The 13,636-nt window shown below is 32.0% G+C and carries 20 protein-coding genes; 15 read left to right on the top strand and 5 right to left on the bottom strand.

Features of this window, described 5'->3' with window-relative positions; translation table 11 throughout:
- Positions 1–10 precede the first annotated feature (10 nt).
- The 3 genes from ACFE3K_RS06830 to ACFE3K_RS06820 all read right to left on the bottom strand — a co-directional run bounded on the left by ACFE3K_RS06830 (position 11) and on the right by ACFE3K_RS06820 (position 1,771).
- A complete protein-coding gene (locus ACFE3K_RS06830) occupies positions 11–307 on the bottom strand; it encodes an MFS transporter (RefSeq protein ID WP_375358753.1) in 297 nt (98 codons plus the stop codon).
- A gap of 101 nt (positions 308–408) precedes the next feature.
- The gene (locus tag ACFE3K_RS06825) at positions 409–852 is read right to left on the bottom strand and encodes a nucleoside deaminase (protein WP_341756040.1); all 444 of its coding nucleotides are present in this window, start codon (positions 850–852) and stop codon (positions 409–411) included.
- Between the two features lie 10 nt (positions 853–862).
- Positions 863–1,771 (bottom strand): cation diffusion facilitator family transporter, encoded by a 909-nt coding sequence (locus ACFE3K_RS06820; RefSeq protein WP_341748138.1) that lies wholly within the window; start codon positions 1,769–1,771, stop codon positions 863–865.
- A gap of 112 nt (positions 1,772–1,883) precedes the next feature.
- Between ACFE3K_RS06820 and ACFE3K_RS06815 the strand changes: the two genes are divergently transcribed.
- The 3 genes from ACFE3K_RS06815 (at position 1,884) to ACFE3K_RS06805 (ending at position 4,004) form a co-directional block, all read left to right on the top strand.
- Positions 1,884–2,354, top strand: a complete 471-nt coding sequence (locus ACFE3K_RS06815; RefSeq protein WP_342259652.1) for an RT0821/Lpp0805 family surface protein — start codon at positions 1,884–1,886, stop codon at positions 2,352–2,354.
- 152 nt (positions 2,355–2,506) lie between these two features.
- Entirely contained in the window at positions 2,507–3,202 is a 696-nt protein-coding gene (locus ACFE3K_RS06810) for a phosphatidylserine decarboxylase (protein ID WP_375358752.1), read from the top strand.
- A gap of 37 nt (positions 3,203–3,239) precedes the next feature.
- Positions 3,240–4,004, top strand: a complete 765-nt coding sequence (locus ACFE3K_RS06805; protein ID WP_375358751.1) for a CDP-alcohol phosphatidyltransferase family protein — start codon at positions 3,240–3,242, stop codon at positions 4,002–4,004.
- 125 nt (positions 4,005–4,129) lie between these two features.
- Here ACFE3K_RS06805 and ACFE3K_RS06800 read toward each other — a convergent pair whose 3' ends face one another.
- Complete coding sequence (locus ACFE3K_RS06800) at positions 4,130–4,462, bottom strand: HesB/IscA family protein (protein ID WP_341751578.1); 333 nt, start codon at positions 4,460–4,462, stop codon at positions 4,130–4,132.
- 214 nt (positions 4,463–4,676) lie between these two features.
- On the opposite strand from ACFE3K_RS06800, the gene ACFE3K_RS06795 reads away from it, so the two are divergent.
- The 6 genes from ACFE3K_RS06795 (at position 4,677) to dut (ending at position 9,427) form a co-directional block, all read left to right on the top strand.
- Entirely contained in the window at positions 4,677–5,828 is a 1,152-nt protein-coding gene (locus ACFE3K_RS06795) for a deoxyguanosinetriphosphate triphosphohydrolase (protein ID WP_375358750.1), read from the top strand.
- A gap of 3 nt (positions 5,829–5,831) precedes the next feature.
- Complete coding sequence (gene argS, locus ACFE3K_RS06790; protein ID WP_375358749.1) at positions 5,832–7,565, top strand: arginine--tRNA ligase; 1,734 nt, start codon at positions 5,832–5,834, stop codon at positions 7,563–7,565.
- 24 nt (positions 7,566–7,589) lie between these two features.
- A complete protein-coding gene (locus ACFE3K_RS06785) occupies positions 7,590–8,399 on the top strand; it encodes an SPOR domain-containing protein (protein WP_342267464.1) in 810 nt (269 codons plus the stop codon).
- Positions 8,400–8,491: 92 nt separating this feature from the next.
- Entirely contained in the window at positions 8,492–8,704 is a 213-nt protein-coding gene (locus ACFE3K_RS06780) for a hypothetical protein (RefSeq protein WP_375358748.1), read from the top strand.
- Positions 8,705–8,708: 4 nt separating this feature from the next.
- Positions 8,709–8,927, top strand: coding sequence for a hypothetical protein (locus tag ACFE3K_RS06775; RefSeq protein WP_375358747.1), 219 nt, complete (start codon positions 8,709–8,711; stop codon positions 8,925–8,927).
- A gap of 56 nt (positions 8,928–8,983) precedes the next feature.
- Complete coding sequence (gene dut, locus ACFE3K_RS06770; protein ID WP_375358746.1) at positions 8,984–9,427, top strand: dUTP diphosphatase; 444 nt, start codon at positions 8,984–8,986, stop codon at positions 9,425–9,427.
- A gap of 77 nt (positions 9,428–9,504) precedes the next feature.
- On the opposite strand, the gene ACFE3K_RS06765 is transcribed toward dut, so the two are convergent.
- Positions 9,505–10,209, bottom strand: coding sequence for a winged helix-turn-helix domain-containing protein (locus ACFE3K_RS06765; protein WP_375358745.1), 705 nt, complete (start codon positions 10,207–10,209; stop codon positions 9,505–9,507).
- Positions 10,210–10,682: 473 nt separating this feature from the next.
- On the opposite strand from ACFE3K_RS06765, the gene rpsF reads away from it, so the two are divergent.
- From rpsF to ACFE3K_RS06735, 6 genes are all read left to right on the top strand, one after another.
- Positions 10,683–11,051: a 30S ribosomal protein S6 gene (rpsF, locus tag ACFE3K_RS06760; protein WP_375358744.1), complete on the top strand. Its 369-nt coding sequence runs from the start codon at positions 10,683–10,685 to the stop codon at positions 11,049–11,051.
- A 27-nt stretch (positions 11,052–11,078) separates the two neighbouring features.
- On the top strand, positions 11,079–11,363 hold the full coding sequence (gene rpsR, locus ACFE3K_RS06755) for a 30S ribosomal protein S18 (protein ID WP_341748426.1): 285 nt from the start codon (positions 11,079–11,081) through the stop codon (positions 11,361–11,363).
- Between the two features lie 13 nt (positions 11,364–11,376).
- Positions 11,377–11,931, top strand: a complete 555-nt coding sequence (rplI, locus tag ACFE3K_RS06750) for a 50S ribosomal protein L9 (protein ID WP_375358743.1) — start codon at positions 11,377–11,379, stop codon at positions 11,929–11,931.
- Between the two features lie 179 nt (positions 11,932–12,110).
- A complete protein-coding gene (locus ACFE3K_RS06745; protein WP_375358742.1) occupies positions 12,111–12,821 on the top strand; it encodes an IS6 family transposase in 711 nt (236 codons plus the stop codon).
- Positions 12,822–12,885: 64 nt separating this feature from the next.
- The gene (locus tag ACFE3K_RS06740) at positions 12,886–12,987 is read left to right on the top strand and encodes a hypothetical protein (protein WP_375358741.1); all 102 of its coding nucleotides are present in this window, start codon (positions 12,886–12,888) and stop codon (positions 12,985–12,987) included.
- A complete protein-coding gene (locus ACFE3K_RS06735; protein WP_375358740.1) occupies positions 12,981–13,565 on the top strand; it encodes an IS630 family transposase in 585 nt (194 codons plus the stop codon). Before ACFE3K_RS06740 ends, ACFE3K_RS06735 begins: the two co-directional genes overlap by 7 nt.
- Positions 13,566–13,636 lie beyond the last annotated feature (71 nt).

The following is a 13,636-nucleotide window of genomic DNA, read 5'->3' as shown; positions in this document are numbered from 1 at the left end:
TACATTTCTCTTAACTTGACGGTGCCCAAATGAAGCATGATAAAGCATAAATCAAAAATCCTGTAAGTACGCAAGGCTTACGCCCATAACAATCAGATAAATTACCCCATATTAAAACACCAATAGCAAAACCGAACAAATAAATAGTAAGTGTGTATTCAGCTAAATTAGCACTAATTGCTAAATCCTTGGCTAAATCAGGAAGTGAGGGAGTATAAATAGTCTCACTTAATACCGGTATGGTAACCATTAATATAATAATATATAGTGGTACGACTATGATATTCTCAATTTTATCTAGTTTCATTAATAACCTCCATTGGTTGCAGATATTGTCCTTTATACACTCTAGCATGCTCACCATTCATTTCCAAATCCAATTTTCCAAATCATTTAAGTATATCCTGTCTATTCCAGTGATCTGACTTTTTTAAAAAATTCCTTCATTAAATTCTCAGAAATTTCTGCTGAAAAACCACTATATATTTCAGGATGGTAAAAACAAGATTTACTGTTAAAGAAACGCCCACCATTCTCAACTCCTCCCTGTTTTGGGTCGTTTGCTGCATAAAATAATCTACCTATCCTAGCAAAAGATATTGCAGCAGCACACATTGTACATGGTTCTAAAGTAACATACATATCACAGTCTGATAGATTCTTACTAGATAGAATTTGACAAGATTGATTTATCGCGACAATTTCAGCATGGAGTAGCGGATTCTTTGTTTGTTCAACAATATTATGAGCCTTTGAAATAACTTTGTTACTTATTCTATTAACTATAATAGCACCTACCGGAATTTCATTTTCATTAAAAGCAAATTGTGCTTGTTTTAAAGCCTCCTCCATGAAGAAATTGTTAAATTTGGTTGATGTTTTCACGGTAATTCACTTTTTCCTCATAACCATATGGATCTAGGTGAATAATTATTTCTGCACCTGGAAACTCTAATAACAATGCAATATAAATTTTATCACTAATATAATGAGAACTATACAATGACATATCTCCGTCCATTTCTATGTGACATTGTATAAACGGCTTACTTGCAGCATATCTAGTCTTCATTTCGTGTATACCTTTTACTTCTTTAAATCTAGTAATTATTGAGAGAATTTTTTTTCTATCTTCTTCAGGCATTTCTTCATCAATAAGATTTTTAAAAGCTTTTCTGAATAAAGCATAAGAGGCATATATTATATATATTGCAATACCAATGCCAAATAATGAATCTATGAACCAAAAACGAGTACTTAATTTTATAGAAACAATTACACCAACATTTGTTAGTAAATCTGTAAAATAATGTAATTTATCTACTTTGATTATTTCAGAACTAGTTTTTTTTATCACATAAGTTTGATAAGCCACCAAAATAACAGTTAGGATAATGCACAAATATAGTATATTAATGCCAGATTCTATATTGCTTGGAACTGATCCATCAACAAGAGACCTTAAAGAAGAAAAACCCATAAATAAACCCGAAACAACAAAGAATACTGCTTGTGAAAAAATTGCTAAATCTTGGATTTTTTCATGACCAAATCTATGGTGATAATCAGGTGGCTGCAGTGCAAAACGAATAGCAATCAAATTAAAAAGAGAGGATGAAATATCAAGCATAGTATCAATTAAAGACGCTAGAATAGACTGAGAATCAGTTACCAGCCACGCATAAGATTTAATAAATAAAATGAATACAGCTATACTAAAAGACAAATAAGATGAGGACTTGATTAAAATTTGATGTTCTGAATTAGTCATATAAAATTTTCGATTTTATAGTATAAAAGTATTAGTGTTAGTATATATTAGTGTATAGTATATACTAACACTAGGGTGTGTCAAAAACGTAACTCTTAAACATATGGTTTTTATGAATTTAACATGCAAAATTATAGCAATTATTTTAGCAGCAACAATGTTACACGGCTGTACCGGTATGAATAAACAAGGTGGTGGAACATTAATTGGTGGTGTAGCTGGTGGACTTTTAGGATCGCAATTTGGTAAAGGCACAGGGCGACTTGCAGCAACTGGTATAGGGGCTTTAGCTGGAGCATTTATCGGTGGTCAAATTGGTCAGACTATGGATGAACATGACAGGAAATTGCTAGAGCTAAGTTCGCAGAAAGCATTAGAGGCTGCTCCTAGTGGTCAGAGTGTAGAGTGGCGTAACCCAGATAGTGGTAATTACGGGTATGTAACACCAAGCAAAGCTTTCAAAGACGATAGTGGTCAGTATTGCCGTGAGTATACTCAGGTAGCTGTTGTGGGTGGTAAGCAAGAAAAAGTTTATGGGAAAGCTTGTCGTAGACCAGACGGTCAATGGGAAATTGTGCGATAAGTTTTATCAAAACTTATCATCGGTTGACCTTTATATCCCGTTTAGAGTATGACATCAGGTTAGCACTAGCCTGATGTTTCTATTGTAAGCCCTACCAACTTTTAAATTACCCTTAAGTAAATGGGATAACGTAACAAAATTAGAGAGTGAGAATGAAGCAATATAGTGATTTTTCGAAGATTATTCATCGTGAAGGCTACATATTTATCGTAAGCTTTGCAGTTGTAGCTTTTTTACTTTCTACTGTTCATAATAGTTTTGGATATGTAGGATTAGTTATAACGATTTGGTGTATATATTTTTTTAGGAATCCGAATCGATTTACCCCTATTAGTGACGATCTAGTAGTCAGTCCAGCAGACGGAACAGTGCAAAAAATAACTGAGGCAGTTCCTCCTCTAGAACTTGGTCTTGGTAATCAAGAAATGATTAGAGTTAGTATTTTTTTGAATATTTTTAATGTTCATGTAAATCGTATTCCAGCTAATGGAAAGATTTTATCCCTACATTATAATCCAGGAAAATTTTTCAATGCCTCTCTTGATAAGGCAAGTATATATAACGAACGTCAGTCTGTTTTAATGGAAACAAATAGTGGTCATAAAATTGCTTTTGTTCAAATAGCAGGATTAATAGCAAGAAGAATATTATGTGATTTAGAAGAAGATACTGAGGTTAGAGTTGGTGATAGGTATGGTATCATCCGATTTGGTAGTAGAGCTGACGTCTATTTGCCACTTAAAACTGCACTTTGTGTTACTGAGGGTCAGACTTCAGTTGGTGGAGAAACTATTATTGCTGATTTTAGGATCAAGAAAACATCTGAACTTAAGTTTGAAAAAAGGTAATATTCTTACTGCTTTAATATAAGTATATAGGTATAAATTGCTTAAAATACACAAAGTTAAAATAACAAAACCAATTCCGTTTATAAAATTGCTTCCTAATTTTATCACTTTATTGGGTCTTGTGGTTGGTATTAGTGCCATTAAATTTGGGTTGGATGGTCTATGGGAAAGGGCTGTATATTGCACCTTAGTTGCTGCTATAATAGATGGAATTGATGGTAGGATAGCAAGAATGCTAAATGCTACTAGTCCGTTTGGTGCTGAACTGGATTCATTATGTGATTTTGCTAATTTTGGAATAGTTCCGGCTGGTCTTATATATTTATGGTCTTTTCAGCAATATGAATATAAAGTATTTTCATGGGGTTCTATATTATTGTTTATCGTATGCATGGCATTAAGGCTTGCAAGGTTTAATACTGCTATTCTTCATAAGGTACATAATAAGAAACTAGAATATTTTTCTACTGGTGTACCTGCACCTTGCGGTGCTTTACTTGCTCTAGTACCCATGATTATAGATTTTGAAGTGAGTGGTATTTTAGGTATTAATGTTCGTATCCATACCGTTATGATAGGTTTGTATATTGTGCTAATCGCTTTTTTACTTGCTAGTAGGTTGCCAACATTTTCAACAAAAAATATTAATATAAAACACGAATATTTATCATTAGCGATGATGGTATTCGCTGTTATCATTATAAGTCTTATTATATATCCATGGTATTTGTTACCATCCATTGCCTTTATATATATGTTATCTATACCAGTGTGCTATTTTATTAGTAGGAAATTCTATTAGATTTGTTGCCTAATAACTAGGGACAAGTAAGTTAGTCAAGGAGAAGGACTTACTTTTTACAGTCTATGACTATAACTTTTAATCATTTTTTTTGCCAACTCTTCAGGTTAATTGAGTATATACAGTTATACAGAGAATGAATTACCACACCCACACTTATTTTTTGCAAGGGGGTTTCTAATTTCAAAATAGGAACTACCTAATTCTTCGATAAAATCTATTATACAATCAACCATAAGCTGCTGAGATATTTCATCGATAACTACTTTAATATTATCTTTTTCTATAATACAGTCATCTTTTGTTATGTCATTGCTTGAAACTAGAGCGTAATTATAAACAAATCCAGAACAGCCTCCACCATCAACAACTACTCTAAGAACCAAACTTGGATTACTTTCTAATTTTATTAGCTCATCTACTCTTTTAAAAGCATTATCAGTAACTTTTATTGACATGTTCTTATATTTAAAGACCATTAGAATAATCCTAAAAACCTAATTTTGCAAGAGTTTCATTTAAAAACCTTGAAAAGCTTGCTAGGTAATTCTATACTGGCTTTGTTATAAGGAAAAATGCACTCTTGAAGCGGTTGACGCGGGTGCATTTTAACTTTTTTCATCATTCGATGTAACTTGTTACATCGAATTTAGATTAAATAGGAGTTAATATATGCTTGCTTCATATGCAGTAGATCCAGCCAAGAGTAGGGGGAGATTGTTTAATGAATATCCTACATCTTATAGAAATGAATTTGAACGAGATCGGGATCGTATAATTCATTCAAAGGCTTTCAGACGTTTACAATATAAAACCCAGGTTTTTATTAATCATGAAGGGGATCATTATCGAAATCGCCTTACTCATTCGATTGAAGTTTCTACGGTTGCACGTTCTATTGCTAAAACCCTTAATTTATCAAGTGATTTAGCTGAAACTGTAGCTCTTGCTCATGATCTTGGGCATACTCCTTTTGGTCATGCAGGGGAGATCGCACTAAATAAATGTATGGAAGATTATGGTGGATTTTCCCATAATGCTCATTCATTCAAGATTCTTACTAAAGTAGAGAAAAGATATGCGGCTTATAATGGATTAAATTTGACATGGGAAGTGCTAGAAGGAATTGTTAAACATAATGGTCCTTTAATAAATAACATACCTAAATATATAATAGAGTATGATTTACAACATGATCTTGACTTAGCTCACTATTCCTCAGCTGAAGCTCAAATTGCTTCATTAGCTGATGATATTAGTTATATTTCTCATGATTTGGAAGATAGTGTTGGTGCTAAGATTATTGATTTTAATCATCTAGCAGAAATTAAATTTATTGATCAATATGCTTTTGAAATTAAGTCCAAGTTTAAGGATATAACAACTTCTCGTCTTATTTATGAAATCGTACGTAAATTGATGAGTGATTTCATTACCGATCTATTGCTACAAACAAATGATAACTTACAAAAACAGAAAATAACTACAACAGCTGATATACGACATCTTGATTATCAGATTGTTGATTTTACTGACGAGACAAAAGAACATATAACGGCAATTAGACAATTCTTGTATAATAAAGTATATAAACATAATAAACTGACTTCTATAACTTTAAAGTGTCAAAATATTATACAAGGGTTATTTAGGGTATATATGGATAATATTGATTTATTACCATTTAGTTGGAAGGAATTAATTGTACCAGGGGATGTAAAATCCAAAGCTGATATAGTAGCAGATTATATAGCTGGCATGACTGACCGCTTCGCTATTCAAGAATATCAAGATCTTTATTCCTTCAATTTTAATAATATTTGATTTATGAATATATTTAATAAATTACGTGAAGATATCATTAGTGCAGCTAGACAAATATGCGATAATGAAGATGTGTTAAAATTGGCGGCTATAGAAATTCCTAAAGATAATCTCAATGGTGATCTTTCAAGTAATATAGCTATGATTATCGCTGCAAAACAAAATATTAAACCTAAGGAACTAGCTATTAGATTTAAAGAACTATTAACGCCTCTTCCATATATCGCGTCTATAGAAGTTGCTGGTCCAGGATTTATTAACTTTACTATCAAAGCTGATATGTGGCATAACTCTATCAATGATATATTGCTGGATAAGGAGGATTTTTTTAAGATTAATTTTGGTAATAATCAAAAGGTTAATATTGAATATGTATCTGCAAATCCAACTGGTCCTATGCATATTGGTCATGCTAGAGGTGCTGTTTATGGTGATGCTTTAGCCAAAGTGTTAGATAGTACTGGCTATATTGTTACCAAAGAATATTACCTTAATGATGCCGGATCTCAAGTGGATGACTTAGCTAGTTCAGTTATTTTACGTTATAAACAAGCATTAACAAAAGAAGAGATCGTAATACCAGAAGGGCTTTATCCTGGAGAATATTTGGTAGATATTGGACAAAAGTTGGTGGAAAAATTTGGTGATAAATTATTAACAATGACTGATAGGCAACGTCATGAACTCGTTAAGGATTTTGCAGTAGAAGAAATGTTAGCTATAATTAAGCAGGATTTAAAGGAGCTAGATATTGAACACGAGGTATTCTTCTCGGAAAAGTCACTGCATGATAGTGGTAAGATTGATGAAGTTGTACAAATGCTTACTAAAATGGGACTAATATATGAGGGGCAGTTGTCCCCTCCTAAAGGTAAAATAGATGAATCTTGGGATTCAAGAACTCAGAAATTGTTTAAATCTACGGCTTTTGGTGATAATCAAGATAGACCAATAGAAAAATCTGACGGTAGTTGGTCATATTTTGCCTCTGATTTAGTTTATGCTAAGGATAAAATAGATCGTGGTTTTGATCATCTAGTTTATATTCTAGGTGCAGATCATTGTGGCTACGTAAAAAGAATTGAGGCAATAGTTAAAGCTTTTGGTGGAGAAAAAGTTAAAGTTGATGTTAAGATTTGCCAGTTAGTAAATTTTGTTGAAAACGGTATCGCTATAAAAATGTCAAAACGTAGCGGTAATTTTACTAGTGTACGAGATGTAACAAATGAGGTAGGTAAAGATATAATAAGATTTATAATGCTAACCCGTAAGAATGATATTGCTCTTGACTTCGACCTAGTAAAAGTAAAAGAACAATCAAAAGACAATCCTGTATTTTATGTACAATATGCTCATGTTAGGACAATATCTATACTGGAAAAATCTAAAGAATCCATGCCAAAAGCATATGGTAAATTCTTAGAGAATGAGTATGACTTGTCGTTGCTTTCTAGCGAAGAGGAAATAGAAATAATTAAACTTCTTGCTTCATGGTCAAAAGTTTTAGAGATTTCGGCAAAATATTTTGAACCCCACAGAGTAGCTTTTTATCTGATTAATTTAGCTTCAAAATTCCATGCTTTATGGAATTTTGGCAAGGAAAATAATGATTATCGGTTTCTAATTGAAGATAATATAGAGTTAACCACCGCTCGCCTTGCTTTAGCAAAATCTATTCAAAAGATTATAAAAGTTGGTTTTGATGTTATAGGGGTAACACCTATGAATAAAATGTAATGAAGTATTGTAATTTGTAAGTTGATGACTAACCGCACTTTACTCTTATTAATTATTCTCTCAATAATTAGTGGTATTACATATTTAGTTTATACTAATTACAGCCGAAATAGTGGTCAAGTAGTAATAATTTACCCTGATCCATCACCTACAAAAATTAAACCACAAGATAGTGGTGGGATAGTAATACCAAATGCAAATAATATAATTTATGAGAGTTTACAACAAAAAAAGACCAACAAACCTGTAATATTACAACCTGAACCGGAAAAGCCATTAAATATTGCTAAACAAAAACTAGCAGAAAGTGATGAAGAACTTGACTCGATAGACACGATTTTATTTAGTATAGTAGAAACTGATCAAGCTAAGTATGAAAAACACAAACTAAGTAAAGATGAAGAAGGAACAGAAACAATTTTACCTAATATAGTAAGAAATGACTTGGTGCAAAAAGAGAATTTAATAGAGCAAAAATTTGTTCCAATAGTTCAACCATCTAATAATAAAGCTGGTTTAAATGTCATAAAAGTTACTGAATCACATCGCAAAATTGATGAAACACAGTTAAATAAGTCGAATCAAGGTGGTTATAAAATTCAACTAGCCTCAGTAAAATCTGAATTAGAAGCTAATCAAGAAGGAGAAAGAATCAAAAAAAAATATGCAAAAATTCTTAATAATACGGTAGTAAATATTAAGAAGATACAATCTAGTACAGGAAGTTTTTTCTATTTAGTATTAGTAGGTAACTACCAAAGTATAAGCCAAGCTAAAGCGATTTGTAAGAAACTATCTGACAATCAGCAAGGTTGTATAATTACTAACCGTTGATGTATTAAAGAAAATTGTAGAAATATAAGTAGTTCAGTTGCTATAACTATAAGATAAGTTAGTGTTCTATTTATTAATTTTTAGGGTAATGAATGTTTAGTAAATATATAGTTAATATTGTTCTTTTTATTATAATGCTAATTTTATCTAGCTGCTCTGTCTACAAAGCTGCTTCTAATGAAGGTATTTCAGTATCAGATATAACTAAATGCCAAACGAAAGGTTGTTTTCTATCTCATGGTATGGAAATTGTTGATCGTCATCAAGAAGAAAATGGAAAATATATGGAAACATATGGAGTATAGGGCTATGGCAAGAAAATCTGGTTTGAATTATTTAAGAGCTGTTGGGCATGGAGTACTTGATGTTATGACTCTTGGAGTATGGGAAGTGGCAGGTACTCCAGTTGAAGGGGCTATATCTAATAACCGAGGTTATATTACAGCTAGGGTTACTTATCCGTATAAAGAAGTAGATCAGTTTGAAAAGATCGAAATTTATGACGCTAATGGTAAGAAGGTTAAGTAAAGTTGGAGTCTAAGTAATCAAGCTGATCAATATCATATCAAAAAAATATTATATTTATGAACATTAAAATTAAAAAATTAGAACATGCTGTAGATCTGTTGCCCAGTTATGCTACTGAGCATAGTGCTGGTATGGATCTAGTAGCAGCAAATATTGAACCAATCACTATAAAACCACAAGAAGTAAAGTTAGTACCCACGGGAATTTGTATAGCATTACCTAGTCATTTAGAAGCTCAAATCAGACCAAGATCAGGTTTGGCACTAAAACATGGTGTTACCGTGCTGAATTCACCTGGTACAATTGATGCTGATTATCGTGGTGAGATAAAGGTAATTTTAATTAATCATCATCCTAAAGAAGATTTTGTAATTGAGCGTGGCATGAAAATTGCTCAAATGGTTATTGCTAGATATGAGCAGATATTATGGGATGAGGTTAATTCGTTAGATGAAACCTCTAGAGGTTCTGGTGGATTCGGTTCGACTGGGAAATTCTAAATTAATCTGAATTCGATATAAGAATTAATAATTCTTATATCGAATTCAGATTAAATAGATAATTTTTTACTTTAATTCTAAGAATTTGGCAAATCAAAGCAATATCCTATAGCACGGATTGTTTTTATAAATACCTCAGATTTTTTATTTGTTAGAGATGTTCTTATTCTATTTATATGTACATCAATAGTACGTAGATCAATAGCTGTATCTCTGCCCCACACTTTGTCTACAATATCTTGACGGGAAAATATTACTTTAGGTGCTTTGATAAAAAGTTGTAAAATCTTAAATTCTGTTGGTCCTAAACGAATTATCCTGCCGTTATTAGTTACTTTATAGGTAGTAAGATCCATACTTACTTCCTTATATTTTATAACTTTATCTTGTAGAATTAAATTAGATCGTCGGAGTAATGATCTTATTGAAATCATTAGCTGATCTGAAGTGAATGGTTTAGTAAGAGAAACAATAAAGTTATTATCTTCCAAAGTATAATTAGATGGTGATTCTCCGGAATGTAGCAACAAAATTATTGGTACTTTCTCTAAACCATTAATTTCTCTTAGTTTAGTTGCTATTTCTGTAGCAACTTTATCTTGTACCATCGAATCAACAATAATTATGTCAGGGTGATTTGCAATAGAGGAAACTATAGCTTTTTCTATTGTGTTAGCCTTAACAAGATTAAACCATGCTCTCTCTATGACATTAGATAAAGAAACGTTAATGCTTTTAGTTGATTCTATAATAAGAACTCTAGGTGGTAATTTATCAAACATTTTAAATACTAATTAAATGAAGACTTTAGGCATGACTAAATTCTTCTCTGTATACCCAAATGATTGAGGGATTGGAGCATAAAACAAGGTATAAGCATGCTAGACATACATGTAAGTAATGTGAAGTACGCAAATCCTCAAAGTTTTTGCTGAGTCAATTTTTTAAATTAAAAAGAGCATAGTTCAGTTATGCAAGAGTCTAATGTTAAATATATTGTGAATTTATTATAATGATATTAATTTGACTTTTTAAAGTGCAATATTATCGAATTAATTAATAAATTTCTACTATATTTATTAATATAAGTCTACTAATTTAATTATTTATTTACAATCCATATAAAACGGTTATATTTTTGCAATCAAAAGGTATTAGTGATTTATTAATTATGCTCTATAATAAAGATAACACTTGAATTAAATATTTTTTATTGTTATAAATGGCTTTATTTTATAGCTGGAGATTCTTATATATGGCTTTTTACGAATCAGTTTTTATCATACGCCAAGATATTTCGTTTGCTGATGTAGATAAAATTACCGATGACTTTACTAAAATTGTTAAAGATAGTAACGGTGAAGTTATTAAAACTGAATATTGGGGTTTAAGAAGTTTAGCCTATAAGATTGGTAATAATAAAAAAGGACATTATGTTTTTATGGGGCTTAAAACTGACTTTTCGGTAATAAATGAACTGGAAAGGAAAATGAAGCTAAGTGAAAATATTATTAGGTTTGTTAATATCAATGTTGATTCAATAAGTGCTGAACCTTCGCCGATTCTAAGAAGTAAAGGTTCAGATCATGAAGAAACAGTTGATGTAACAATTAATAAAGACTAAATAGTAATAAAATTGGAAAAGATTAAAATGTTTGAGAATGATGCTGTTGACTCTCAGTCAATGACTAGAATGGTTGATAGAAGTAATAAAAGAGTGTTTTTTAGAAAACGTAAGGGATGTCCTCTTTCTATTCCAAATGCTCCAGTAATTGATTACAAGAACCCTGATTTGTTAATAAAATTTGTATCAGAAGGTGGTAGAATGTTGCCTAGTAGGATTACCAATGTATGTGCCAAAAAGCAAAGAAAACTGAAGAATGCTATAAAAATTGCTAGAATCCTAGCGTTGTTGCCTTTTGTATTTCAAATTTGAGCAGAGGAATAAGATGGAAGTTATTTTGGTTAAACCTGTAAGAAGACTTGGAAAGATTGCAGAGATTCTTAAGGTAAAAAAGGGGTTTGCTCGTAATTATCTTATCCCCAAAAAATTAGCAATTAGGGCAACAGAACCTAATAAACAGTTCATAGAAGCCCAAAAACATGATCTTGAAATGAAAGAGCTAAAAATAAGATCTGAGGCAGAAGCTATTAATAATGTTATAAGTGGTAAGGAATTAATATTTATTAAGCAGTCTGCTGATGATGGTCGGTTGTTTGGTTCAGTGAATAATAAAGAAATTGCTGAAAGTTTGTCTAAGGCTTCTTTGCACTTAATATCACATTTAAGTATAATTCTTGAGAACCCGATAAAATCAACAGGTGTATTCGTGGTAGAGGTTAGGTTACACGCTGAGCTTAGTACAAATATAACGGTAATTGTTGCAAGGTCAGAATCTGAAGCACAAGATTACTCAAGGAACAATAAGCAAGATACTATTGACCTCCTTGAAAGTTCTGATCAACAAGAAACCTCTACTCCTAACGATGTGGAGCAGTTATAACATTTATCCATAGTTAAGTCGATTAGCGAGGAGTCACTTTAGTGGCGACGAAACAACCCATAAAAATGATTATATTGGATGGCACCGTCAAGTTAAGAGAAATGTAAATTAAGTATTGAGCAAATGTAGGGAATAATTTATAGATTATCAGTGACAATTGTTACCTAAATTTCAGTGCTATGTGTATTATTCAATCCCCAAAGAGACATCGTTTTCCAGTAAGCATTATTAGCCATGCAGTATGGTTATATCATCGATTCAATAATAGTTACAGAGATGTACAAGAACAAATGGCCTATCGAGGTATTATTTTAAGTCATGAGACAGTAAGATTTTGGTGCAATAAATTTGCGGTTTATTTTCAAGATGTTATCAGAAAGCGAGAGAGGAAACCAACTGATAAATGGCATTTAGATGAGATGAATATTAAGATTAAAGGCGAGGTATTTATATTATGGAGAGCTGTTGACTCTGAGGGGCATGAATTAGAAGTATTACTGCAGAAGCGTCGTAACAAAAAATCAGCTATTCGTTTTTTATCAAAATTATTGGGTCATGATCCAGCTCCAAGAGTAATTGTTACTGATAAGCTCAGAAGTTACATTAAGCCGATTAAGCTTATGTGCCCTAAAACTGAGCATCGCACTCATAAAAGACTAAATAATCGTGTTGAGAATGCTCATCAACCAACTAGGCGCAACGAGAAGATATTAATTAAATTTAAGCATCCTAATTCAGCCCACTGTAAATTATCACTGATGGGAAAAGTCAGAAATATATTTGCCGTAAATGTTGGAAGATATAGTAAAACAGCAATTGAGCAAAGAATTGCATTTGCATCAGCTAAATCCATTTGGGACGAAGCCACTCAAAGACTTCTTGCTGCCTGAAATCTAAAAATATAGCTCTTTTTGATACTATTTTACTTAACTTGACGGTGCCGTCTACAATACTATGCACCGCCTTGGTTTTAGCTGGATTACTTCTCGTTCAATGCATCCAAAGTCAAATCAAGAGACTCAAAATAGATATAAAAAAACTTTCCAGACATGTTAACAAAATTATTAGCAAAAAATATCGATAGATGTAAAGTTGATATATGGTCTCAGGATGAAACTAGAGTTGGGCAACAAGGTAGCTTAACTCGTATATGGGCTAAGCGTGGCACTAGACCCCGTAAAGTTCGGCAACAGCAATTTATTTCAACATATATTTACGGAGCTGCTTGCCATGAGACAGGAGAAGCTTGTGCATTAATTTTACTATATGCAAACACACAGGCAATGAATAAATTCTTAGAAGAGCTTTCTCGCAGTATTCAAGGCAACCGACATATAGCTTTACTAACGGATAATGCAGGTTGGCACACAGCCAAAAAACTAACTGTGCCAAGCAATATCACTTTGATACCGCTTCCGCCCTATGCACCGGAACTTAATGCAATGGAACAAGTTTGGGAATGGATTAAAAATCATTTCTTGTCTAACCAATGTTATGGTGTATATGAAGATATCGTTACTATGGCTTGTTACGCTTGGAATCAACTTGCTCATAATGTAGATTTAGTAAAATCAATTATGTATAGAGATTATCTATGGATAAATACACCGTGTTCATTATTGCAATTGGTATAATCTAATCAATGTTGTTAAAAACTCGTTGCTTTTATAAAAAAAATAGCTATAGTTCCACTTGTTGCTGCTTA

This window comes from Candidatus Tisiphia endosymbiont of Neophilaenus lineatus (assembly GCF_964264975.1).
Classification (GTDB): domain Bacteria; phylum Pseudomonadota; class Alphaproteobacteria; order Rickettsiales; family Rickettsiaceae; genus Tisiphia.
Note: the sequence above shows the minus strand (reverse complement) of the source record. Positions and strands in the feature narration are given on the sequence as shown.